Below are 21,834 nucleotides of genomic sequence, written 5' to 3'. Positions count from 1 at the left end.
CATCCTGACCCAGATCCCGGCCGAGTCGGCGCGTCATGACGAGCCGACTCGGCGAGGGTGGCGGTCAGGATGAGCCGACTCGGCGTTCTCAGGCCGGGTCTCTAGACTGAAGCCATGAGCATCGACCTCGGCACCCCACGCCTGATCTCCGACGACGAGAAGGCTGTCCTCCTCGCGGAGCCGCGCGGCTATTGCGCGGGGGTGGACCGGGCCGTGATCACGGTCGAGGAGGCATTGGACCTCTACGGTGCGCCGGTCTATGTGCGCAAGGAGATCGTGCACAACAAGCACGTCGTCGACGATCTGCGCAACCGCGGCGCGGTGTTCGTCAACGAGCTCGACGAGGTGCCCTCGGGTGCGACCGTCGTCTTCTCCGCCCACGGCGTCTCGCCGGCGGTCCACGCCGACGCCGCGGTGCGTGAGCTGAAGACGATCGACGCGACCTGCCCCCTGGTCACCAAGGTCCACCTGGAGGCCAAGCGGTTCGCGCGCGAGGGCTACAGCATCCTGCTCATCGGTCACGCCGGTCACGAGGAGGTCGAGGGCACCATGGGTGAGGCGCCGGAGGCGACCACGCTCGTCGAGGGCCCCGGTGACGTACCCGGTGTCGAGGTCGCGGACCCCTCCAAGGTCGTCTGGCTCTCCCAAACCACCCTCTCGGTCGACGAGACCATGGAGACGGTCGCCGCGCTCCGGGAGAAGTTCCCCGAGCTGCTCGACCCGCCCAGCGACGACATCTGCTACGCCACCCAGAACCGCCAGCAGGCCGTCAAGGAGATCGGCGGGGGCAGCGACCTGGTCATCGTCGTCGGCTCCGGCAACTCCTCCAACTCGGTCCGCCTGGTCGAGGTCGCCCTCGAGGCCGGTGCCAAGGCCGCCTACCGCGTCGACGACGCAGGCGAGATCGACGAGTCCTGGCTCGAGGGCGTACGCAACGTCTCGGTCACCTCCGGAGCAAGCGTGCCCGAGAAGCTGGTCGAGGGTGTCGTCGAGTTCCTCAAGGACCGTGGCTTCCCCGACGCGCTGGCGCACAAGAGTGCCGAGGAGTCGCTGATCTTCGCGCTCCCCACCGAGCTCCGCAAGGACCTCAAGGCGGCCGCGGCGCGCGGCTGAGGTTGTTCCTTCGTCAAGGTATGCAGCCGAAGTAACACATCCCCCGCGGAGTTCCGCACGGGATGTGCGCCTTGACCTGCATACCGTGATGAAGGAACCGGCCAGCGAGAGGCGCTAGGGTGCGGGAGTGGCTCGCTTCGTTGACGTACACCCTGACAACCCGCAGTCCCGTCTGATCAGCCAGGTCGTCGATGCCCTGCGTGACGACCAGCTGATCGCGTACCCGACCGACTCCGGCTACGCCCTCGGCTCCCGGATCGGCAACAAGGACGGGCGCGACCGGATCCTGCGGATCCGTGGTCTCGACGACCGCCACCACTTCACGTTGATCTGCAAGGACTTCGCCCAGCTCGGCACGATGGTCCACGTCGACAACAGCGCCTTCCGGGCGATCAAGCACGCGACTCCGGGGCCCTACACGTTCATCCTCCCGGCGACCCCCGAGGTGCCGCGACGGCTGATGCACCCGAAGAAGAAGACTGTCGGCGTACGCATCCCCGAGCATGCCGTCGTGCAGGCGCTGCTCGAGGAGCTCGGTGAGCCGCTGCTGTCCTCGACGCTGATCCTGCCCGGCGAGACCGAGCCGGAGGTCTTCGGGTGGAACGTCAAGGAGGCGCTCGACCATCAGGTCGACATCGTGATCGATGCCGGTGAAACCCCGGCCGAGCCGACCACGGTCATCGATTGGTCCGACGGTGAGCCCGAGGTCATCCGTCAGGGTGCCGGCGACGTCTCCGGGTTCCTGGCGCTGGACTGATCGCTCAGGAGGCCAGGGCGCGCTCGCGCTCGACCTCGTCGCGGGTCTCGGTGCGCTGTTTCAGGACGCGGCGGCGCATCACCAGGCAGCCCAGGCACAGGGCGTAGCCGATGAACAGGCTGATCGCGTGGTGTCCGAGGCCACTGACCACGGCTTGGACGAAGCCGTCCCCGGCGTCGGCGATCGACCCGGGCTGAGTCGCGGCCAGCAGGATGAAGATGCCGAGCATGATCAGCGGCGGAAGCACGCCGACCACGAAGAAGTCGCTGGGTCTGACGATCAGCGCGAGCGTCAGCGCGATCGCCACGAAGGCGAAGTCGAAGAGCAGGCCGATCTGGTCGTCGACGAGCAGATCGACGAAGGTCACCGTCAGCGAGGTGGCGGATCCGAGCGCGACAACATGGCGGCCGGACTCGCGTCCTTCCTCCCAGATGGTGCGCTGACTCATGCCGCCGCCTCCGCGCAGGCACCACCATGCCGACGCGACGGCAGGACGCCGATGGTCGCTCGCTGGCGCTCGCTCATGGGGTCACGATCTCTCGTATGCAGCCTGTGTATCAGAACCCACGGTAGGGCCCGGCACACCGTCGTTTTCGGCGGCGCGCCGATCATCCTCCCTTACGCTGCTCAGTCGTTCCACAGCGCGTATCTCCACGGGACGCGGCGTCTCGAGCTCATCGTCGGTTACCGATAATTCATTGAAACGACGGGCGGCCACCAGGACCCGGTTGTCGAGAGATCCGATCGCCTGGTTGTAGCGGGTCACCGCGGTGTTGAGGGAGCGCCCGATCCCGTCCAGGTGGCTGGACATGGTGGAGAGGCGCTGGTGCAGGTCACGGCCGAGCCGGTGGATCTCCCGGGCCTGCTCGGCGAGCGCCTCGTGGGACCATCCGTGCGCCACGGTGCGAAGCAGCGCGATCAGCGTCGTCGGTGAGGCCAGCACGACCCGGCGCTCCGCGGCGTATTCGATCAGGCCGGGTTCGGTCTCCAGCGCAGCCGAGAGGAACGACTCCGCCGGCACGAAGAGCACGACGAACTCGGGCGACTCCTCCAGGAAGCGCCAGTAGGACTTCGAGGCCAGCTGGTCCACATGCGTACGCAGCTGGGCGGTGTGCCTGCGCAGGTGAGCGCGGTAGTCGTCCTCGTTGTCCGCGGACGCGGCATCGAGGTAGGCGTCCAGGGGGACCTTGGAGTCGACGACCAGCTCCTTGTTGCCGGACAGGTGCACCACCAGGTCGGGGCGTAGGCGCCCGTCCTCGAGATGGACCTGCTCGGAGAAGTCGCACTTGTCCACCAGGCCGGCCAGCTCCACCGCGCGGCGCAGGTGCATCTCGCCCCAGCGGCCTCTGACCTGGGGCTTCCGCAACGCCGTCGACAGCGATCGGGTCTCGGTCTGAAGCCGCCCGACCTCTGTCTCGAACTGCCCCTGCCAGCGGGCCCGCTCCCGGTCGAGATGCTGCATCTGGTCGCTGAGCCGGTCGAGCCCCTGCATCACCTCGGCCTGGTCCACCATCCCCGCCGCGACCGTCCCCACGCTCCGGGCCCGCGCCCACAGCGCCCCGAGAACGACGCCCAGGGCAAGACCGATCACCAGCCCGAGCACGAGGATCCAGATCTCCATGCCATCGATCTTCGCAGGGACCACCGACAATTCGTTCGATGGGCACGGTCGGCGGTTCGTGGTTCCATGGAGGCATGGCCTACAACGTCGAGCTGGCCGAACGCGTGCGGGACCTGATGCCCGCCGGCACCACCGAGGTGAAGATGTTCGGTGGGCTGGCGTTCATGGTGAACGGCAACATGGCGTGCGCGGTCGGCGCCGACGACCTGCTCGTCCGCACCGGCAGGTCGGCCTACGAGACCGCCATCGCCGCGGGCGCCGAACCGATGACCATGGGCGCCCGGACGATGTCCGGCTACGTCAACGTCGCCGCCGACCTGGTCGGTGGCGACGCGCTCACCGACTGGATCAGGCGCGGCGTCGCCACGGCCGAGTCGCTGCCGCCGAAGCCCCCGAAGTAGCCGGCCTCAGTCGGCGAGGTCGACGATCACCGGGGCATGGTCGGAGGGCGCGCCGGTGCCGATCGCGGGATTGCGCTCGTCGAGGTCGACGAACGCGCCGGTCACCCGCGAGGCGAACGAGGGTGAGCCGAGGACGAAGTCGATGCGCAGCCCGCGGTTGCGCTCGAACCGCTGCCGGTAGTAGTCGAAGTAGGTGTAGGCGTCGGGACCGGGCACGAAGGGGCGTACGACGTCCTTGAAGTCCTTCTCGATGGCGAAGAAGGCGTCGCGCTCGGCGGGGGTGAGGTGGGTCTTGCCGACGAACTGCTTAGGGTCGAAGCAGTCCTCGTCGAAGGGGCAGACGTTCCAGTCGCCGACCATCGCCGAGGGTCCGTCGTGCCAGGCCGTCGCGGCCTTCTGCAGCGCGGCCAGCCACTCCAGCTTGTAGGCGTAGTGGGGGTCGTCGGGCTTACGGCCGTTCGGGACATAGACCGAGGTGACGCGTACGCCGCCGCACGTGGCCGAGAGGGCCCGAGCCTCCGCGACGTCCTTGAACGAAGGCATCCCCTCGAACCCGACCTCGATGTCGGCGAGACCGACCCGGGAGATCAGCGCGACGCCGTTCCACTGGTCGTAGCCGACCGAGGCGACCTCGTAGCCACGGGCCTCCAGCCCCATCGTCGGGATCTGGTCGGGCTTGGCCTTGGTCTCCTGCACGGCGAGCACGTCGATCGAGTGTCGTTCGACGAAGGCCTCGACGCGGTCGATGCGGGAGCGGATGGAGTTGATGTTCCAGGTGGCGATACGCACGCCCGTCAGACTATCCAGAAGATGCTGTGGACTACCGTTTGAGGCGTGGGCAGCGCGACGATCGAGATGCACGGGGTCCGTCGTCTCTACGAGCAGGCAGATCTCTCCGAGCTGATCGCCCTCGATGACATCGACCTGACCATCGAGCCCGGCACGTTCGTGAGCATCATCGGGCCCTCGGGGTGCGGCAAGTCGACGCTGTTGCGGCTGATCAGCGGGCAGGAGAAGCCGGAGGCCGGCACGATCACCGTGTGCGGCCTCACCCCGAAGGAGGCCGCCGAGGCGAAGGCCTTCGGGTTCGTGCCGCAGTCTCCGGCGCTGCTGCCCTGGCTGAGCGTGCTCGGCAACGTGACGCTGCCCCACAAGGTCAACCGGCAGCGCCCAAGAGACGAGTACGACCGCGGCCGTCCCGACCTCGAGGCGATGCTGCGCGAGGTCGGCCTGGGGGAGTCGCTTCACAAGCTCCCCGCCGAGCTGTCGGGTGGCATGAAGCAGCGGACCGCGATCGTACGTGCCTTCGGGCTCCGCCCCGACGTACTCCTTCTCGACGAGCCCTTCGGTGCGCTCGACGAGTTCACCCGCGAGGCTCTTCAGGAGCAGCTCCTGGAGCTGTGGGAGCAGACCCGCGCGACGGTCGTCTTCGTCACCCACTCGATCTCCGAGGCGGTCAGGTTGTCCGACAAGGTCGTGGTGATGGCTCCGCGACCGGGGCGGATCACCGACGTCATCGACATCGACCTGCCTCGCCCCCGTCACCAGGAGCTCCTCACCTCGCCCGAGTTCCACGCCTACGAGCTCGCCCTCCGTGGCAGCCTGCGAGACGCCTTCAGCCACGGAGAGGTCGTCTCGTGACCCTGGACTCCGGTACGCAGCCGGCTCCTCGGCAGCGACCACATCTGGTCGTCCCCACCCCCGAGCAGCTCGCCGCGCGCCGCCTGCGCCGCCGCACCCGGCTGCTCCGCCCGGCCTACTGGCTCCCGTTCGTCCTCCTCGTCGTGGTGCTCGGGCTCGCCTGGGAGCTGGGCGCGCGGCGGATGCCCTACCTGTTCGCGCCGCTCGGCGACATCGCGAGCGTGCTGCGCGAGGAGCCGGGCTACTTCCTGAGCAACACCCTGGTCACCCTCGGCGAGGCGCTGGTGGGGCTCGGGATCGGGTTCGTCGCCGCCTTCGCGCTCGCGGTCGTGGTGAGCGAGGTCGCGGTGGTGCGGCGTGCGGTGATGCCGGTGGCGGTCGTGCTCTCGGTGACCCCGCTGGTGGCGATCGCGCCGCTGCTCGTGGTCGCGCTCGGGTTCGGGATGGGACCGAAGGTCGTCCTGACCGCCCTGGTCTGCTTCTTCCCGATCCTGATCAACGTGGCGACCGGGCTGCGGACGGTGCCGTCGCCGGTGCTGCAGGTCTACCGCACCGTGGCCGCGAGCCGGCTGGAGGTGCTGCGCCACCTGCGGGTGCCGGCCTCGCTGCCCTACGTCTTCGCGTCCCTGCGGATCGTCTTCCCGCTGTCCATGATCGGCGCCGTCGTGGCCGAGCTCTCCGCCGCGGGGTCGGCCGACGGCCTGGGCAGCGTGATACAGGTCGCCAGCTCGCAGAACAGACTGGCTACGGTGTGGGCAGCGATCTTCGTCCTCGCGGCGCTCGGGTCGTTGCTGTTCTGGCTCGTGACGCTCGCCGAGCGTCGAGTGCTCCACTGGCACGAGTCCTGATCCTCGAGTTGAAGGAGCCCTTCATGTCTCGCGTACGTCCGATCGCTGCTGCCCTCATGTCGGCGGTCGTCCTGATGGGTGCGCTGACCGCCTGCGGGTCCTCGGCGGACTCCGCCGGTGAGCAGGGGAGCGCGGTCTCGGCCGAGCGCTGCGAGCAGAACCAGGAGGCCGGGAAGATCACCTACATGTCGGGCTACTACTGGCAGGCGTCGGCCTCGATCATGGAGGCCATCGCCGCAGACCGGCTCGGCTACTTCGACGATCTCTGCCTCGACGTCGAGCTCCAGCCGGGCTCGGGCGACGTCTCCCAGAACGCCAAGCTGATCGCGGCCGGGAAGGTGCAGGTCGGACCGCTCTCCGAGCAGGACATCATGACCTCCAACGCCAGTGGCCTGAAGGTGCTGGGCGTCTCGTCCTACTCCAACGCCGGCCTCGATGTGCTGATGACCGGCACCGGCATCACCGACCTCAAGCAGCTCGAGGGCAAGACCCTCGGCCACAAGGGCTGGGTGCCGGTCGGCGTGCAGGCGATGCTCGCGGAGGCCGGTGTGGACATGACGAAGGTGAAGCAGGTCAAGGTCGGCTATGACCCGGGCGTCCTGCCCCGCGGCCAGGTCGACGCGCTGGTCGGGTTCGTCTCCAACGAGCCCAACCAGCTCAAGGCGGCCGGGGAGAAGGTCACCGTCTGGGAGCCGACCGACTTCGACGTACCGGGCTCGCTGGGCGCCTACTCCGTCAACCCCGCGTGGGCGAAGAAGCACCCGACCGCGGTCCAGGACTTCCTGCGCGCCGTCTTCAAGGGCTACGCCTACTGCGCCGGCGCCGACCACGTCGAGGAGTGCATCGGCTACCAGCACGACCTGGCCGGCGCCGAGTCCGACGAGAAGCACGAGACGGCGATCTGGCGCACCGAGGTGAAGGTCGCCTCCGACAACCCGCTCCCGGGCAGGTTCGGCTCGGTCGACCCCGACAACGTCGCGGCGCTGGCCGGGGTCGTGACGGCGTACGCCGGGCAGCAGGTCACGCCCGAGCAGGCCGCCTCCTGGTTCGACACGTCCTTCGCCGAGGCCGTCGTCGACGACGGCGACAAGGTGATCTGGCCCGCTCCGTGAGGACCCTGACGGCAAACGCAGGAATTCGTCTCGAAAGTTTTGCCCGTTCATCGGGAATTTCACCGAAGTTTCTATAGTCCATCCCCAGTCGCAACGCTTGAATCTCCTGTGGCCGCCGGCGTCAATCGCCGGCGGTCGTTCACGAATCCAGGAGGAAGAGCTATGCGAGTTCGTATTCCCATGATGATCGCCGCGGCTGCGGGTGCCGCGGCGCTGACTGCGTCGATGGTTCCCGCATCTGCCGAGGAGGCACCGAGCTACCAGGAGTTCGAGGCATCCACGTACGTCGACGTCGACGGTCAGTACGTCGTCAACGGCGACGAGGTCGTGTCCAACCAGGGTGACCTGCACAAGTTCTACGAGTCGATGGTCTCGACGCCGAAGCACATTCCCAAGGACGGTCTCATCGTCAACACCGTCAGCGGGAAGGACGACAAGTGGTCGGCCTCCCAGGCGCTCAACCTGACCTACTGTGTCTCGAACAAGTTCGGCACCGACAAGGCCGGCATCGTCTCGGCGATGGACCAGGGTGCCGGCCTGTGGGAGGCGGCGAGCTCGGCGGTCGAGTTCACCTACGTCCCCGCCCAGGACGGCTCGTGCAACACCCGCAACTCCAACGTGCTCTTCTCGGTCGAGCCGGTCAGCACCTCGCAGTACATCGCGCGGGCGTTCTTCCCCTCGACCTCGAAGCGCTCGCGGAACGTGCTCATCGACGACTCGATCTTCTCGTCGGGCAACTGGGAGCCGGGTGACATCCTCGGCCACGAGCTCGGTCACGCCCTCGGGTTCCGCCACGAGCACACCCGTCCGGAGGCGGCGACCTGCTTCGAGGACAACAACTGGCGTGCGCTGACCCCGTACGACTCCTCCTCGATCATGCACTACCCGCAGTGCAACGGCGGTTCGGAGGACCTGGAGTTCCAGGCCTCCGACGCGGCCGGGATCCGGGCGCTGTACGGCTCCTGACCCACCAGCAGCACGAAGACGGCCCTCCCGGATTCCGGGAGGGCCGCCTTCGTGTGGTTGCTAGTAGGACAGTCCGTGGCCCAGTGGGTAGAGGTCGGGGATCTCGACCGGCAGCTTGCCGCTCGGGTTGACCTCGCCGTAGAGCACCCGCACCAGCGACTCGAGCTGGTGGGAGGTGTAGCCGTAGGTGTCGAGGACCGTCGCGGCCTCGGGGAAGGACGTGACGTCGTAGGGGTTGCGCATCGCGGTCACGATCACCGGGACGTCGGTGGCGAGCAGCGCCTTGACCAGCTTGGTCTGGGCGACGGCCGCCGGGGTCGGCTGGCCGGTCGCCGGGTTGATCTGCCAGGCGTTGTTGGTCGGCACCACGACCAGGTCCTTGCCCGCGGCGGCTTGGACGGCGGCGTCGATCTGCGCGTCGGTCGGAGCGGTGCCCGACTGCAGCACCTGGGTCGTCGCGCCGCGTTTCTGGAGCCCGGCGGCGATGCCCGCCGTCGTGTCCACGCCCCAGCCCGCGACCAGGACGTTCTTCGCCCCGGTCGCCAGCGGCAGCAGGCCGTCGTCGTTCTTCACCAGCGTGGTGGTGCGATCGGAGATCGCCTGGGCGTCGGCCTTGTGCGCCGGGTTGCTGAAGACCGCCGGAGCGGCGGCCGGGTCGACGTACGGGCTCTCGAAGATCTTGTTGTCGAGCTTGTGCTTCAGGATCCGGTAGACCGACTCGTCGAGCCGCTTGCGCGAGATGGTGCCGTCCTTGACGGCGTCGAGGACCGCGGCGTACGCCGTGTCCATCTGCGGCGGGATGAGCAGCTGGTCGGCGCCGGCGAGGAACGCCTCGACCGGGGCGACGTCGGGCGGGTAGGTGGCGCTCGCGCCCTGCATGTCGAGGGCGTCGGTCACGATCAGGCCGTCGAAGCCCATCTCCTCGCGGAGCAGACCGGTGAGAATCGGTTCCGACATGGTGGCCGGCTCGCCGCTCGGGTCGATCGCGGGCACGGTCACGTGGGCCGTCATGATCGCGTCGATCCCGGCGTCGATCGCGGCCTCGAAGGGCGGCAGGTCGATCGCCTCGAGCTCCTCGCGGCTGTGGGTCACCTCGGGCAGGCCGTAGTGGCTGTCGGTGCCGGTGTCGCCGTGGCCGGGGAAGTGCTTGGCGATCGAGGAGAGGCCGCCGTCGTCGAACCCACCGACCTCGGCGGCGACGATGTCGGAGACCGCGGCGGAGTCGGCCCCGGCGCTGCGGATCCCGATGACCGGGTTGTTGGGGTTGAGGTTGACGTCGGCGACGGGCGCGTAGTCCTGGGTGACCCCGACGGCGGCCAGCTCGGTGCCGATCACCTCGGCCGACCGGGCTGCGTCCTCGGTCGAGCCGTCGGCGCCCAGCGCCATCTGACCGGGCATCTGGGTGGCGCCGCTGGCCGGACCGAAGCGGGCCACGAGCGCGCCGCCCTCCTGGTCGACCGCGATGTTGAGCGGGATCTTGGGTCGCTGCTGCAGCGCGGCGCGCTGGAGACCGTTGGAGAGCGTTGCCACCTGGGCCGCGTCACCGATGTTGTCGGGGCCGCGGGTGGTGAAGTAGATGACGCCGCCGGGCTGGTACTTGGCGATCGCCTGGGCCGGGGTGTCCACCCCGTAGAGCTTCTGGTTGCCGGCCTTCGCCGTGTCGCTGACGTTGTTGGCGTCGCGTCCGTAGACCTCGATCACGAAGAGCTGGCCGACCTTCTGCTGCAGCGACATGTGGCGCATCAGCGAGACGATCTTGCCGTGCTGCGTCGGCTTCTTGGCGGCGGCCGTCGCGGGCGGATCCGGCTCCGCGGCGTGCGTTGCCGCGTACGGCATCGCAACCGCCACCGCGGCCGCGAGTCCCGCAGCCGCCAACCTTCCGCGTCTGGTCAGTGTCGTACTGCTCATGACAACCTCCGCAATCTGCGCCGCTGCCATGCGGCACGGCGACTCACTTTAGGGGCTACCAACCGGTCACGGAAGAAAATTGCCGAGTCCGCGCAATCACCGGCGGACGATTTTCGCCCGATCGGTGGACAGAACGGCGTCACCGGGCCAGGGTGATCCTTCGTGCGCATCGTTGTCGGAGCCGCAGCGGCGGCCACTCTCGCCCTCACCACCCTCACGTTCGCGCCGGCGGCGCAGGCTGTGCCGCCAGGGGGTGCTCCCGACTGGACGTCCGTGAACGTCGATACGACGCAGGGGTTCCGGGCCCTGGACGCCGTCGACGCCAGGACCGCGTGGGTCGGTGGGGACGGCGGGGGAGTGTTCCGTACGACCGATGGCGGCCGGACCTGGGACGAGGTCTCGCCACCGGGATCCGAGGGGCTGCTCTTCCGCGACGTGGAAGCACGCTCGGCGAGCGAGGCGGTGGTGCTCTCCATCGGCGAGGGCGAGGCGAGCCGGATCTACAAGACGACCGACGGCGGAGCATCCTGGACCGAGACGTTCCGGTCCGCGGAGCCGACCGCGTTCTACAACTGCGTCGACTTCTGGCCCGGCGGCAGGCGTGGGATCGCGATGAGCGACCCGGTCGACGGCGAGTGGCGCATCATCACGACCTCCGACGGTGGCGACACCTGGACGATCGCGGACACGCGCGGCCTGGAGGCGCCGGGCGAGTTCGGCTACTCGGCCAGCGGGACCTGCCTGGTCACCGCCGGGGCGCGCGACGCCTGGATCGGTGGTGGTGGCGCCGCCGCCAAGATCTACGCCACCCATGACGGCGGCCGTTCCTGGTCGGCTGCCGACTCCACGATCGCGACCGGCGAGGCCGCCGGCGTCTTCGGGCTCGGCTTCCGCAACCCTCGCCAGGGGATCGCGGTCGGTGGCGACTTCGGCCTCGAGGACGACGGCGTCGACCGCGCGGCGTACTCCACCGACGGTGGCCGCACCTGGACCAACTCCAGCTCTGACCTGGGCGGATACCGCGAGGCGGTGGCCTGGGTCGGTGGCCGGACCGCAATCGCGGTCGGCCCCAACGGCAGCGACATCAGCCACGACAACGGCCGCTCCTGGAAGCCGTTCGGAGCCACCCAGACCCGATTCCACACCGTCGACTGCGTCACGGGCAGCTGCTGGGCCGCCGGTGCGGGTGGGCGGGTCGGGGTGCTCGCCCGTTGACGGTCAGATGGTGAGCCCGATCGTCATCGGTCCGCTCGAGGTCATCTCGTGCTCGCCGCGCTCGATGCAGAACTCGTTGCCCTCGGGGTCGCGGAGCGCGACGAAGCCCGTCCCGTCCTCCTTGCGGTGATCACCGAAGACGGTCGCGCCGAGCGAGAGCGCCCGCTCGACCAGCTCGTCGCGGGTGGTGTCCTCGGGCTTGATGTCGATGTGGACCCGGTTCTTCGCCGACTTCGCCTCCGGCACCGGGACGAAGAGGAACATCAGCTCCTTCGACGGAAAGCTGCGGGCGACGATCACCTCGGGGTCCTCGTCGTAGAAGAGGTGCCAGCCGGTGACGGCCGACCAGAACTCCCCGAGCTTGCGGGGATCGGCGCAGTCGAAGGTGAGGTGTCGGATCTGGATGGTCATGGCCGGATCATCCACCGAATCCCGTCCGAAGTGGAACGGGTTATTCGATGAACTCCGAGACCGTACGCGGCGTGGCCGCCGCCGCGAGCGCGACGGCCGTCTCGAGCGGCACGTCCGGGATGTCGACGTGCTCCTGGCCGGCCGCGGTCATCGCGGTGACCTGGGCCAGGCCGACGCGGCGGTCGAAGTAGGTCTGCCTCACCCGCCAGCCGATGATGCCGTCGGTCTGCAGGGCGGTACGCACGGCGGTGTAGGAGCCGGATCGGACCACCAGGTAGCGGTCGGTGAGCGCGTGGCCGAGGTGGCGGTGGCGCAGCTCGGCACCGAGCAGCCCGAGAACGAGTGCCAGCACCAGCACGGCGAGGGGGATCCACCAGATCCAGGTGTCGCCGAAGACGCCGATCAGCACGGTCGGGACGAGCGCGACGAGCGTCCACACGACGGTGGCGACGACGGCTCGGAACCAGTAGCGCCGGCGTGGCCGCGGCCCGTGGCCGGTGAGCGCCGCAGAGAACGCGTCCTCGCCGAGGATGTCGGTGCCGACCTCGGAGACGACCTGCTCCGGGGCCGTCGGCAGGACCGCCGGAGAGTTGTCGTCGAGCCCGGTCGTCAGCAGGTTGAGGTCGGCGCCGCCGGCGAGGCCGATCAGTGGGCCGACGGTGGAGGTGGCGCCGCGTACCTTCGCCTCTTCCACCGTCGTCGCGCGGGTGCTGGTCAGGCCGAAGCTGCGGCGCAGGGTGGTGCCTTCCCGGCCCTGCTCGCGCACCACCTGGAGGTCCCACCAACGCACCGCGTAGCCGACGCACGACCCGATCGCCCACACCGCGGCCGCCCCGACGATCGCGATCGGCACGGCGATGTACAGCGTGCGCACGACCTCCTCGACCGGGACGCCGTTGACCTCGCCGTTGGTGACCCGGACCCCAAAGGACTCCCACGGGATGAGGTCGGAGAAGGCGCCGAAGACCGCGCCCAGACCGCCGACCGCGATCGCGAGGTTCTTGAGGTTGAGCGGGGCGTACCTGATCCAGGACCAGTCGAGCCTGGCGACGACCTCACCTTCGGAGGTGGCCTCGACGGGGTCGATCCATGGCGAGGGTCCGGCAGCTGGGGGCACCTCGGCCGCCGAGGGCGCGGGGGCCGAGTGCAGGAGCTCGCGCCGCAACCGTGCGGCGGCGTCCTTGGTCAGCGAGTCGAGGGTGATCTGGCCCTCGTCGACCCCGGTGCCGACGTTGACCTTGGTGACCCCGAGCGCGCGGTGGATGAGGGTCGAGTTCAGGTCGACGCTGCGCACCCGGTCGAGCCGGGCGGTCAGGGTGGTGCGGTTGAGCAGACCCTTGCGTACCTCCAGGTGCGTCGGCGTCACCCGGTAGCTCGTGGTCAGCCACGGGACCATGCCGGCCAGGGCCGCGACCACGGCGATGCCGGCGGCGATCATCAGGCCGATGAAGGGGTTGGCCTGTCCGGCACCGAAGGCAGCGATCGCCGCCGGGATGATCGCCTGGCGCAGCGTCGAGAGCGGGCTGACGACGGCCGTCCAGCCGGCCAGCCGCTGCCACTCCGCGTCCGGAACGACGGGCGCGTCGGAGACCTCGGGAACATCAGGAACATCAGGTACGTCAGGGACCTCTGGTGTGCTCACGTCGCGTCCTCAGGCGTCGCGGCGGTGATCGCGACCAGCTTCGCGACGACCTCGAGAGCGAGCGCATCGTCGAGGCAGGCGATCTGGACGGTGCCCGCCGAGGAGGCCGTGGAGACCTTGACCGTACGCAGCCCGAACCGCCGCATCAGCGGCCCCTGCGTCGAGTCGACCGTCTGTACCCGGGAGAGCGGCACGATCTCGTCGACGACGGTGAGCCACCCGTGACGTACGTGGACGGCGATGTCGGTCACCTCCCACCGATGGATCCGGAACCGGATCGAGGGCACGAACGTCAGCCCCGGCACCGGCGCCAGGACGAAGAACACGGCGACGAGCCAGAGGATCCAGGTCCAGAAGCCCCCCGGGACCATGATCGCCGCGACCGCGGCACCGACGGCCAGTGCCAGCCAGATCACCGCGCCGATCGCCTCGGCCGTACGCCAGTAGGCCGGCGCCTGCTCGGAGACCTGATGGGCGGGTTCGCGCAGTCGGTGTGGTGCCTCGGGGTCGCTCACGGTTGGCGAGCCTATTGGGTGGGTGGTCTTTACCGTCGGATATGTGGAGATTCGGTGCAGACGGCGCCAGCACACCCCTAGAACAGCTAGGGTTCATGCCTAGAAGAACTAGGTATGTGAGGGAGGTGCGCATGCGCATCGACAAGGATCTGGTCGCCGCCTCGGCGACCCCGCTCGTGCTCGGGATCCTGTCCGAGGGCGAGTCGTACGGCTATGCCATCGGCAAACGGGTCGCAGAGCTCTCCGGAGGCAGGATGGAGTGGACCGACGGGATGCTCTACCCATTGCTGCACCGCCTGGAGCGACTCGGCCACGTCGAGGCGAGCTGGGGCCGGTCGGAGACCGGCCGCCGGCGCAAGCACTACGCGATCACCGACACCGGCCGGCAGGCGTTCGCCGAGCGGCAGCGGCAGTGGCAGGTGGTCGCCGACACCCTGGACAACGTGTGGCGCAGCTTCGGCACGCCCCCGGTCGCGGAGGGGTTGGCATGAGTGTGGATCTGGAGGCGCAGATCGACCAGTGGCGCGGCTTCGTGGCTCGCCGGCCGGCGATGACCACCGACGACATCGTGGAGATGGAGGACCACCTCCGCAACCAGATCGCCGATCTGGCTGCCGGTGGCCTGGAAGAGGACGAGGCGTTCCTGGTCGCGGTCAAGCGGATGGGCAACCTCGACGACGTCTCGCGCGAGTTCGCCCGCGAGCACTCCGAGCGGCTGTGGCGCCAGCTGGTGCTGATCCCGGAGCCGGGGGCCGGTGTCGTCGGGTCGCGCTGGCGCGACCTCGGCCTGGTCATCGGGGTGGCGTTGCTCGCCGGTGTCGTGCTCAAGATCCTGATCGAGTCCCTGGACGAGTTCGCGCTCATCCGCAACGTGGCGTTTGTGCTGGTCCCGGCGGTGGCGGGCTGGCTGGCGTACAAGCGGAGGGTGCCGTGGCGGGTCGCCGCGGTGCTCACGGCGGTGGCGGCCGGGCTCCTGCTCGTGGTCAACCTCTATCCGTTCGAGATGATCCCGTGGGCCGGCGGTGGCGGCGAGGACCCGGGCATGACCGCCGTGCTCGTGGTGATCCACACGCCAGTGGTGCTGTGGCTGCTCACCGCGGTGGCGTACGCCGGCGGCGACTGGCGCTCTCACGGCCGCCGGATGGACTTCGTGAGGTTCACCGGTGAGCTGGCGATGTATCTGGCCCTCATCACAGCCGGCGCCGGCGTGCTGATCGGGCTCAGTGTCGGGGTGTGGAACCTGGCCGGCTTCGACCTCGAGCCCTACCTGGAGAACTGGATCCTGCCCTTCGGCATCCCCGGCGCGATCATGGTCGCCGCCTGGCTGGTCGAGGTGAAGATGAACGTCGTGGAGAACATCGCGCCGGTGCTCACCAAGGTCTTCACCCCGCTGGCGCTGGTGATGCTGGTGGCGATGTTCGCGGTGATGGTCCTCGGTGACTCCTTCGACGCGGTCGACCGCAACCTGCTCATCCTGATGGACGCGGTCCTGATCCTGGTCGTGGCCCTGCTCCTCTACTCCATCTCCGCCCACAACCCGATGGAACCGGCCGGCGTCTTCGACTGGCTCCAGCTCGGTCTGGTCGTGGCCGCGCTCGCGGTCGACGCGATCGCGCTGTCCGCGATGCTGACCCGGATCGCGGAGTTCGGCTGGACCGCCAACAAGACCGCGGCCCTCGGCCTCAACCTGATCCTGCTGGCACATTTGGCCTGGACCGGGTGGCTCACCCTGGGATTCGTACGTCGCACCGGCACGTTCCACGACGTGGAGCGCTGGCAGACCCGCTACCTGCCGGTCTACGGCCTGTGGGCGGCGGTCGTGGTCGTGGCCTTCCCGCTCATCTTCTCCTTCGCCTGACCTGCCAGGGCTCACATCCCGAGTCTGCCTGGCGCGCCTCAGCCCTGTCCGGCGTTTCGGTCGTGGTCGGCGTACGACTCTAGGATTGTCGATCGTGGCACTCACCATCGGCATCGTGGGACTTCCCAACGCGGGCAAGTCGACCCTCTTCAACGCTCTGACCAAGAACGACGTACTCGCGGCGAACTACCCGTTCGCCACCATCGAGCCCAACGTCGGTGTCGTCGGGGTTCCCGACGAGAGGCTGGCCGAGCTGGCGAAGATCTACGAGTCTCAGAAGCTGCTGCCGGCCACCGTGCAGTTCGTCGACATCGCCGGCATCGTGCGCGGCGCTTCGCAGGGTGAGGGCCTGGGCAACAAGTTCCTCTCCCACATCCGTGAGTCCGACGCGATCTGCCAGGTCACCCGGGTTTTCCGCGACGACGACGTCACCCACGTCGACGGCAAGGTCGAGCCCGCCAACGACATCTCCACGATCCAGACCGAGCTGATCCTCGCCGACCTGGAGACGGTCGAGAAGGCGATCCCGCGGCTGGAGAAGGAGTCGCGCAAGCAGCCGGACCTCAAGGCCAACCTCGCCGCCGTGGTCGAGGCCAAGGACGCCCTCGAGGCCGGCACCCCGATCATCGCCACGAAGATCGACCGCGCCCTGATCCGCGACCTGATGCTGCTCACCGCGAAGCCCTACATCTTCGTCTTCAACTGCGACTCCGACGAGCTCGCCGACGAGGCGCTCAAGGACTCGATGCGCGAGCTCGTCGCCCCCGCCGAGGCGATCTTCCTGGACGCGAAGTTCGAGTCCGAGCTGGTCGAGCTCGACGAGGACGAGGCCCGCGAGTTCCTGGCCGACGCCGGCGTCGAGGAGCCCGGCCTGGACATCCTGGCCCGCGTCGGCTTCGACACCCTCGGCCTGCAGACCTACCTCACCGCCGGGCCCAAGGAGGTCCGTGCGTGGGAGATCCCCCAGGGCGCCACCGCCCCCGAGGCCGCCGGTGTCATCCACACCGACTTCCAGAAGGGCTTCATCAAGGCCGAGATCGTCTCCTACGACGACCTCATCTCCGCCGGCTCCGTGGCCAAGGCCCGCGAACTCGGCAAAGCGCGCATGGAGGGCAAGGACTACGTCATGGCCGACGGCGACGTGGTGGAGTTCCGCTTCTCGAACTGAACATCTGGCGGAAGCGAATGTGCTCAGAGGGGACGTACGGCGGATGGAGCGCATGTACGAAGAGCATCATCCCGAATCGCCAGTACTGGAGTGCGTGTGGCAAGCCCGGGCGACGCAGGACGAGCGCTACCTCGTCTCGGCGGTGGAGTACTGGGATCTATGGTTCACCCGTGCGCCAGACGGAGAGCTACGCGCTGGACTTGCTGGTCCGACCCTTGGCCACCGCTGGGTCCGATCCAAGATCGGGGAGCACAGCTGGGGCATTCAGCTGAAGGCTCATGTCGTCCTTCCTGGAGTGAGCAAACAGCTCCTGCTCGGCGGGGAGCAGCAGCTCGTTGTCGAAGCCGGGCACGTCACACTTGGGCGGCATGCCGTGCCGTTCCCGGAGTTCGCGCACCTCGAGGCGTTCACCGATCGACTTCTGGAACTCGACGTCCTTCGCTGCGACGACGGTGTTCGACGGGTGCTCTCGGGCGACGATGCGGGTTACTCGGAGCGGCACCGGCAGCGCCGGGTCCGCGCCGCGACAGGGCTTACGCGGAAGCAGATCCAGCAACTGTCCCGGGCGCGTGAGGCATTTGCTCTGCTGATGCAGGGCGTGCCGCCGACCGAGTGCGCCGCACGCTGCGGCTTCGCGGACCAGGCTCACCTGATTCGTTCTCTGAGAGTCTTCCACGGCCAAACGCCGGCCCAGGTGCTGTCCGGTCGATGATGGCGGAATTGTTCAATACAGTGATCTTCGCTCAGTGATGGACTGAGGACATCGCATCCACCACCAGTACAGGAGCACACGATGTCCGCACCCGCCGCCCCCGAGGGCTATGCCACGGTCAACCCGTTCATCATCACGGCAGACGCCGTTGAGCTGACCCGGTTCGTGATCGAGGTCTTTGATGGCGAGGAGCGCACAGAGGCCCGCACCATCGATGAGGACGGGCTCCTGCTGCAGGCCGAGGTGCGCGTCGGCACGACCACCATCATGCTCGCCGAGCGCAAACCGAGCTGGCCTTTCACGCCGAGCATGCTCCAGGTCTACGTCGATGACCTCGACGCGGTGCTCGAGCGCGCCCTCGCGCGTGGGGCGCGTTTGGTCACGAAGCCGACCGACTTCTTCGGCACCCAGTTCGCCCGCGTACAGGACGCGAGTGCGAACCTGTGGTGGATCTGGCAGCACGGTGATCAGCACGGGGATGCGGTCTGGGAAGCCCAGGACGGTGAGGACGAGCGGGCGGTCGAGGGCACCGATGAGGGATGGGGCGAGGAGTCGCCCGAGCTCGCCTATATCCACGACACGTTGCTGGAAGCGATGACTGCCTTGCGCGACCCGAAGAGCTCGCAGCGCTGACCCGGACCGATCGGCCATAGGTTGTTCCGTGCCGCAACGTGGTGGAGTTCCGCTTCAACGTGTAGCCGCATGCCGATCTGTGGTCTGGCGCCATGGCCGATGATCAGATTCCGACCATGGTCACGGTCTCCTGCATCGGTGCGCGGTCGGTGCGCAGGCGTGGGACGGAATCGTCTTCGAACCCGACGGAGAGTCCGCAGAGGAGAATGCGATCGGCCGCGGTGCGCACCGCTTCTCGAACGCTCCTGTGGAACATCGTCCACATCACCTGAGGGCAGCTGTGGAGACCTTCCGCCCTCAGCAGCAGCATGACGGTCTGCAGGTACATGCCGACGTCGGCCCACTGCCCGGGGCCCATGGAAGGCTCGATGTAGCAGAACATGACGACGGGCGCACCGAATGCGTGGGTGTTCAGGCCGGCGATCTTCCGGGGCCGATCGGGATCGTCGCGCTCGATCCCCAGAGCCTGGTAACGCTGAGCGGCAGCAGCGGTGAACCGGTCGCTGTACGGAGCGGTGAGTGGGTCCGGATACATCGGATACTGGCGATCGTCGCCGGGATCGCCGGCCGCCGCCCTGGCAGAAGCTCGCTGCTTGAGGCCGGCCAGCGGTTCGCCGGCGACCACATACAGGTGCCAGGGCTGCAGGTTCCCGCTGGAAGGGGCTCGGGTCGCCGCATCGAGGACCCGTTCGATGGACTCCCGCGGCACGGGCTTGTCGCTGAACGCTCGTACGGCGCGGCGGGTATCGACTGCTTCGAATACGTCCACGACCAACGATCTTCACGCATCCGGGAGCTGATCGGTGAATGAACTTCCATTCACCGTTCGCATCCCTCAGGGTTGCGCGCGCCATGGTTACCATCGCGACGTGGATCGCGACATTCAGTACGCCGGCGAGGATGCCGCTTCGATGCAGGCGGGTGCTGCTGGGCTGCGTGCCGCGCTTGTCGCCTCACTCTTCGTGGCCGTCGGGAGCTTCGCTCTCGGAGGGGTGACCTCCTTTGCGCAGGGACTGCTGCCTGACGAGCTCAGCTCCTTCGCGAACTCCGCGAGCGGCTGGACGTTGATCACCGCGATCCTGATCGTGATCACGAAGGTGCGGTGGCGGCTGGCCGCGGTCCTGGGTGCGGTCAGCTTCGTGCTTCTCACCGTGGGGTACGCGGTCATCGCCACCGCGCGGGGCCTCTACTACGACCCGCTGATGTTCTCTCTCATCGGCGTCGTCGTGGGGCCGTTCGTCGGTGTCGCTGCGTGCTGGCTGCGCGCTGAGGGGCTCCGTAGGGCACTCGGCACCGCGCTGCTCGCGGGCATCGGCGTCGGCGAGGGCGTCTACGGGCTGACGGTGGTGTCGGAGACGACGAGCCCGGTCTACTGGATCGTGATCATCGGCCTGGGTGCGGCGCTCGTCGTCTGGAGCGTGGTGCGCGGACTGCGTGGAGCTGTCCCGCTGATCGTGGCGGTCGGTGGCACGGTGGTTGTCGCAGCCGCGTTCAACCTTGCGTACTCGAGCCTCGGATAGCGCCGATGGCGGGAGGGTAAAGCCTTCCCTGTGACGGGTGGGGCCCCGTCTGACCTGGTGGCCGAGGTCGTACGCTCGGCTCGATGTCAGCCGCCTGCTGCCTCACGGATCCGTTCGAGGGTCTCGCGCATCCCGGCGCGCATGGCCGCAGTGAACTCGTCCTGCCCTCCCATGAACCCGTCGGTCAGGTCACGGGAGAGTTGAGAGATTCCTTCGGGGGCGTCGCGCCGCTGGATGAGTCGAGTGCCACTCCCGGCCACGGCTTGGAGCCTGAACGACCAGGTCACCCAGTTCTCGACGATCCGAAAGGCCAGTTCCTCATCCGGGACCCATCGGGTGATCTCGGCATGGGTCGTCCATTCGAGGTCGCCGTGGCGGTTGCGGTTGGTGAACTCCGCGCCCGGGCCGACGCGTTCATGGCCGGAGCGAAGGCGGGTCGAGGTCACCTGCGGGCTCCACTCGTGCATCCGACATACGTCGCTGACCATTTCCCAGACTCGTGCTGGTGGGGCCGCGATGTCGATGCTCTCTTCCAAAGTCGGCACGGCGTACATGGGGCCTCCTCATTTGGCGTCCGATCGGTCGCAAAGATATCCAGTTCTAAACTCCGCGTCCAGTCGGTCGCATAGAATCCTCGTCGTGACCTCACTTCCACGCGACGGGCGTCGCGCCCGGGGCGACGTGACCCGCCGACGTACGGCGCGCAAGGCCGCCGAGATCGCGACCACTCACGGGCTGGACGCGATCACCGTGGGCGGCCTGGCCGAGGCGACCGGGCTGAGCAAGAGCGGGATCCTCACCGTGTTCGGCAACCGGGAACAGATCCAGGTTGCCGCGGTCGCCGAAGCCCGGCGCATCTACCGCGAGACCGTGATAGCACCCGCCTGGGACGCGGAGCCGGGGCGGCCGCGGCTCCGCGCGCTGATGGACTCATGGATCGACTATCTCCTGCAGGAGGTGTTTCCTGGCGGCTGCTTCGTCGCGGCCACCTCGGTCGAGTACGGCCACCGTGTGGGTCCGGTAGCGGAGTCGGTGCGTGCGCTGAAGCGAGAGTGGCTGGACCTGCTCGAGGCGGAGTTGGTGGCTGCGGGGTCCGCACATCCGACCGACGACGCGTTTCGGATCGATGCGTTCCTGGTGGCCGGCAATACCCGGCGAGAGCTGTTCGGGGACGACGACGAGCTGGGGCGGGCCAAGGCGCTCGTCCTGGAGGTCATCGGATCGAGTTCCGAGGCGGCTGGGAACCTAGGATCATGAGGTGCCCCGAATCGTGCTCACCACGCAGATCTCGGCGACGCCCGAGCGGTGCTTCGAGCTGAGCCTGTCCGTGGACGCGCACCGGTCGTCGATGTCCGACTCGGGAGAGCGCGCCATCGCCGGAGTCACCTCCGGTGTGATGCGTCGCGGAGACTCGGTGACCTGGAGGGCTCGCCATTTCGGGATCCCGTTCACGATGACCTCTGTGATCAGCCAGTACGACGCTCCGCACCGGTTCGTCGACGAGCAGCGGTCCGGCCCGTTCCGGCGGTGGTGGCACGAGCACCGGTTCGAGCCGGCCGCCGGCGGCACCTTGATGACGGATGTCGTGGAGTTCGAGGCGCCCGCCGGTTCGATCGGGCGGTTGGTGAATCTTGTCGTGCTGACGAGGTACATGACGACGCTGCTGGAGCGACGGAACGCTTGGCTGAGGGCTGCCCTCTCCGGTCCTGATGTCTGACGGCTCTGGTTCACCCCGACGGTTTGCCGTATTCGTCGTCGACGGCCGGCGCGCCGGGGCTAGTCTCGGCCGAGGT

At 68.4% G+C, this 21,834-nt stretch carries 25 protein-coding genes; 16 read left to right on the top strand and 9 right to left on the bottom strand.

Annotated features, from left to right (window positions below; genetic code table 11):
- Positions 1-114 precede the first annotated feature (114 nt).
- Both ACFU7D_RS03850 and ACFU7D_RS03845 read left to right on the top strand, forming a co-directional pair.
- Positions 115-1,113 (top strand): 4-hydroxy-3-methylbut-2-enyl diphosphate reductase, encoded by a 999-nt coding sequence (locus tag ACFU7D_RS03850; RefSeq protein WP_378732890.1) that lies wholly within the window; start codon positions 115-117, stop codon positions 1,111-1,113.
- Between the two features lie 127 nt (positions 1,114-1,240).
- Positions 1,241-1,870 carry an L-threonylcarbamoyladenylate synthase gene (locus tag ACFU7D_RS03845; protein ID WP_378732888.1) on the top strand — a complete coding sequence of 210 codons (630 nt, stop codon included), beginning with the start codon at positions 1,241-1,243 and terminating at the stop codon, positions 1,868-1,870.
- Positions 1,871-1,874: 4 nt separating this feature from the next.
- Here ACFU7D_RS03845 and ACFU7D_RS03840 read toward each other — a convergent pair whose 3' ends face one another.
- Together ACFU7D_RS03840 and ACFU7D_RS03835 are read right to left on the bottom strand one after the other, a co-directional pair.
- Positions 1,875-2,318: a DUF6542 domain-containing protein gene (locus ACFU7D_RS03840; protein ID WP_378863554.1), complete on the bottom strand. Its 444-nt coding sequence runs from the start codon at positions 2,316-2,318 to the stop codon at positions 1,875-1,877.
- Positions 2,319-2,399: 81 nt separating this feature from the next.
- Positions 2,400-3,491, bottom strand: a complete 1,092-nt coding sequence (locus tag ACFU7D_RS03835) for a DNA recombination protein RmuC (RefSeq protein WP_378863551.1) — start codon at positions 3,489-3,491, stop codon at positions 2,400-2,402.
- A gap of 74 nt (positions 3,492-3,565) precedes the next feature.
- On the opposite strand from ACFU7D_RS03835, the gene ACFU7D_RS03830 reads away from it, so the two are divergent.
- On the top strand, positions 3,566-3,892 hold the full coding sequence (locus ACFU7D_RS03830; protein WP_378863541.1) for a TfoX/Sxy family protein: 327 nt from the start codon (positions 3,566-3,568) through the stop codon (positions 3,890-3,892).
- A 6-nt stretch (positions 3,893-3,898) separates the two neighbouring features.
- Here the strand turns inward: ACFU7D_RS03830 and ACFU7D_RS03825 are convergent, their stop codons facing one another.
- Positions 3,899-4,681, bottom strand: coding sequence for an exodeoxyribonuclease III (locus ACFU7D_RS03825; protein ID WP_378863538.1), 783 nt, complete (start codon positions 4,679-4,681; stop codon positions 3,899-3,901).
- Between the two features lie 45 nt (positions 4,682-4,726).
- Here ACFU7D_RS03825 and ACFU7D_RS03820 point away from each other — a divergent pair, with 45 nt between their 5' ends.
- The 4 genes from ACFU7D_RS03820 (at position 4,727) to ACFU7D_RS03805 (ending at position 8,459) form a co-directional block, all read left to right on the top strand.
- Positions 4,727-5,533, top strand: coding sequence for an ABC transporter ATP-binding protein (locus ACFU7D_RS03820; protein ID WP_378863534.1), 807 nt, complete (start codon positions 4,727-4,729; stop codon positions 5,531-5,533).
- Entirely contained in the window at positions 5,530-6,381 is an 852-nt protein-coding gene (locus ACFU7D_RS03815) for an ABC transporter permease (RefSeq protein WP_378863531.1), read from the top strand. Before ACFU7D_RS03820 ends, ACFU7D_RS03815 begins: the two co-directional genes overlap by 4 nt.
- Before the next feature lie 23 nt (positions 6,382-6,404).
- The gene (locus tag ACFU7D_RS03810; RefSeq protein ID WP_378863528.1) at positions 6,405-7,493 is read left to right on the top strand and encodes an ABC transporter substrate-binding protein; all 1,089 of its coding nucleotides are present in this window, start codon (positions 6,405-6,407) and stop codon (positions 7,491-7,493) included.
- 162 nt (positions 7,494-7,655) lie between these two features.
- Positions 7,656-8,459, top strand: coding sequence for a M57 family metalloprotease (locus tag ACFU7D_RS03805; protein ID WP_378863525.1), 804 nt, complete (start codon positions 7,656-7,658; stop codon positions 8,457-8,459).
- 60 nt (positions 8,460-8,519) lie between these two features.
- On the opposite strand, the gene ACFU7D_RS03800 is transcribed toward ACFU7D_RS03805, so the two are convergent.
- Complete coding sequence (locus ACFU7D_RS03800; RefSeq protein ID WP_378863522.1) at positions 8,520-10,367, bottom strand: glycoside hydrolase family 3 protein; 1,848 nt, start codon at positions 10,365-10,367, stop codon at positions 8,520-8,522.
- 162 nt (positions 10,368-10,529) lie between these two features.
- On the opposite strand from ACFU7D_RS03800, the gene ACFU7D_RS03795 reads away from it, so the two are divergent.
- On the top strand, positions 10,530-11,582 hold the full coding sequence (locus tag ACFU7D_RS03795; RefSeq protein ID WP_378863520.1) for a WD40/YVTN/BNR-like repeat-containing protein: 1,053 nt from the start codon (positions 10,530-10,532) through the stop codon (positions 11,580-11,582).
- Between the two features lie 3 nt (positions 11,583-11,585).
- Here the strand turns inward: ACFU7D_RS03795 and ACFU7D_RS03790 are convergent, their stop codons facing one another.
- Genes ACFU7D_RS03790 through ACFU7D_RS03780 form a run of 3 tightly spaced genes read right to left on the bottom strand, consistent with a single transcriptional unit; the run spans position 11,586 to position 14,150 of the window.
- Positions 11,586-11,993 (bottom strand): VOC family protein, encoded by a 408-nt coding sequence (locus tag ACFU7D_RS03790; RefSeq protein WP_378732125.1) that lies wholly within the window; start codon positions 11,991-11,993, stop codon positions 11,586-11,588.
- 40 nt (positions 11,994-12,033) lie between these two features.
- Entirely contained in the window at positions 12,034-13,635 is a 1,602-nt protein-coding gene (locus ACFU7D_RS03785) for a PH domain-containing protein (protein ID WP_378863517.1), read from the bottom strand.
- Complete coding sequence (locus ACFU7D_RS03780; RefSeq protein WP_378863514.1) at positions 13,632-14,150, bottom strand: PH domain-containing protein; 519 nt, start codon at positions 14,148-14,150, stop codon at positions 13,632-13,634. Before ACFU7D_RS03780 ends, ACFU7D_RS03785 begins: the two co-directional genes overlap by 4 nt.
- A gap of 131 nt (positions 14,151-14,281) precedes the next feature.
- Here ACFU7D_RS03780 and ACFU7D_RS03775 point away from each other — a divergent pair, with 131 nt between their 5' ends.
- From ACFU7D_RS03775 to ACFU7D_RS03755, 5 genes are all read left to right on the top strand, one after another.
- Positions 14,282-14,641: a PadR family transcriptional regulator gene (locus tag ACFU7D_RS03775; RefSeq protein ID WP_378732130.1), complete on the top strand. Its 360-nt coding sequence runs from the start codon at positions 14,282-14,284 to the stop codon at positions 14,639-14,641.
- On the top strand, positions 14,638-16,008 hold the full coding sequence (locus ACFU7D_RS03770; RefSeq protein ID WP_378863511.1) for a permease prefix domain 1-containing protein: 1,371 nt from the start codon (positions 14,638-14,640) through the stop codon (positions 16,006-16,008). Before ACFU7D_RS03775 ends, ACFU7D_RS03770 begins: the two co-directional genes overlap by 4 nt.
- Positions 16,009-16,102: 94 nt before the next feature.
- A complete protein-coding gene (ychF, locus tag ACFU7D_RS03765) occupies positions 16,103-17,176 on the top strand; it encodes a redox-regulated ATPase YchF (protein ID WP_378863508.1) in 1,074 nt (357 codons plus the stop codon).
- Positions 17,177-17,219: 43 nt separating this feature from the next.
- On the top strand, positions 17,220-17,888 hold the full coding sequence (locus ACFU7D_RS03760; RefSeq protein ID WP_378863505.1) for a helix-turn-helix domain-containing protein: 669 nt from the start codon (positions 17,220-17,222) through the stop codon (positions 17,886-17,888).
- Between the two features lie 81 nt (positions 17,889-17,969).
- Positions 17,970-18,521 carry a VOC family protein gene (locus tag ACFU7D_RS03755; RefSeq protein ID WP_378863502.1) on the top strand — a complete coding sequence of 184 codons (552 nt, stop codon included), beginning with the start codon at positions 17,970-17,972 and terminating at the stop codon, positions 18,519-18,521.
- A 103-nt stretch (positions 18,522-18,624) separates the two neighbouring features.
- Here ACFU7D_RS03755 and ACFU7D_RS03750 read toward each other — a convergent pair whose 3' ends face one another.
- Entirely contained in the window at positions 18,625-19,290 is a 666-nt protein-coding gene (locus tag ACFU7D_RS03750) for a nitroreductase (protein WP_378863499.1), read from the bottom strand.
- Positions 19,291-19,390: 100 nt separating this feature from the next.
- Between ACFU7D_RS03750 and ACFU7D_RS03745 the strand changes: the two genes are divergently transcribed.
- Positions 19,391-20,041, top strand: a complete 651-nt coding sequence (locus tag ACFU7D_RS03745; RefSeq protein WP_378863496.1) for a DUF6518 family protein — start codon at positions 19,391-19,393, stop codon at positions 20,039-20,041.
- A gap of 86 nt (positions 20,042-20,127) precedes the next feature.
- Here ACFU7D_RS03745 and ACFU7D_RS03740 read toward each other — a convergent pair whose 3' ends face one another.
- Positions 20,128-20,595 (bottom strand): SRPBCC family protein, encoded by a 468-nt coding sequence (locus ACFU7D_RS03740; RefSeq protein ID WP_378863493.1) that lies wholly within the window; start codon positions 20,593-20,595, stop codon positions 20,128-20,130.
- An 85-nt stretch (positions 20,596-20,680) separates the two neighbouring features.
- Between ACFU7D_RS03740 and ACFU7D_RS03735 the strand changes: the two genes are divergently transcribed.
- Together ACFU7D_RS03735 and ACFU7D_RS03730 are read left to right on the top strand one after the other, a co-directional pair.
- A complete protein-coding gene (locus tag ACFU7D_RS03735) occupies positions 20,681-21,298 on the top strand; it encodes a TetR/AcrR family transcriptional regulator (RefSeq protein ID WP_378863491.1) in 618 nt (205 codons plus the stop codon).
- 1 nt (position 21,299) lies between these two features.
- Complete coding sequence (locus ACFU7D_RS03730; protein ID WP_378863489.1) at positions 21,300-21,758, top strand: SRPBCC family protein; 459 nt, start codon at positions 21,300-21,302, stop codon at positions 21,756-21,758.
- Positions 21,759-21,834 lie beyond the last annotated feature (76 nt).

It is taken from the genome of Nocardioides sp. NPDC057577 (assembly GCF_042801335.1).
Classification (GTDB): domain Bacteria; phylum Actinomycetota; class Actinomycetes; order Propionibacteriales; family Nocardioidaceae; genus Nocardioides.
The sequence above is the reverse complement of the archived record's forward strand: the minus strand, read 5'-3'. Positions and strand labels throughout refer to the sequence as shown.

What these genes read in the sequence shown, in the direction of transcription:
- ACFU7D_RS03850 (WP_378732890.1), top strand. Translation starts at nt 115, where the DNA reads ATGAGCATCGACCTCGGCACCCCACGCCTGATCTCCGACGACGAGAAG.
- ACFU7D_RS03840 (WP_378863554.1), bottom strand. Translation starts at nt 2,318, where the DNA reads ATGAGTCAGCGCACCATCTGGGAGGAAGGACGCGAGTCCGGCCGCCAT.
- ACFU7D_RS03835 (WP_378863551.1), bottom strand. Translation starts at nt 3,491, where the DNA reads ATGGAGATCTGGATCCTCGTGCTCGGGCTGGTGATCGGTCTTGCCCTG.
- ACFU7D_RS03830 (WP_378863541.1), top strand. Translation starts at nt 3,566, where the DNA reads ATGGCCTACAACGTCGAGCTGGCCGAACGCGTGCGGGACCTGATGCCC.
- ACFU7D_RS03810 (WP_378863528.1), top strand. Translation starts at nt 6,405, where the DNA reads ATGTCTCGCGTACGTCCGATCGCTGCTGCCCTCATGTCGGCGGTCGTC.
- ACFU7D_RS03805 (WP_378863525.1), top strand. Translation starts at nt 7,656, where the DNA reads ATGCGAGTTCGTATTCCCATGATGATCGCCGCGGCTGCGGGTGCCGCG.
- ACFU7D_RS03800 (WP_378863522.1), bottom strand. Translation starts at nt 10,367, where the DNA reads ATGAGCAGTACGACACTGACCAGACGCGGAAGGTTGGCGGCTGCGGGA.
- ACFU7D_RS03790 (WP_378732125.1), bottom strand. Translation starts at nt 11,993, where the DNA reads ATGACCATCCAGATCCGACACCTCACCTTCGACTGCGCCGATCCCCGC.
- ACFU7D_RS03775 (WP_378732130.1), top strand. Translation starts at nt 14,282, where the DNA reads ATGCGCATCGACAAGGATCTGGTCGCCGCCTCGGCGACCCCGCTCGTG.
- ACFU7D_RS03770 (WP_378863511.1), top strand. Translation starts at nt 14,638, where the DNA reads ATGAGTGTGGATCTGGAGGCGCAGATCGACCAGTGGCGCGGCTTCGTG.
- ACFU7D_RS03760 (WP_378863505.1), top strand. Translation starts at nt 17,220, where the DNA reads ATGGAGCGCATGTACGAAGAGCATCATCCCGAATCGCCAGTACTGGAG.
- ACFU7D_RS03755 (WP_378863502.1), top strand. Translation starts at nt 17,970, where the DNA reads ATGTCCGCACCCGCCGCCCCCGAGGGCTATGCCACGGTCAACCCGTTC.
- ACFU7D_RS03740 (WP_378863493.1), bottom strand. Translation starts at nt 20,595, where the DNA reads ATGTACGCCGTGCCGACTTTGGAAGAGAGCATCGACATCGCGGCCCCA.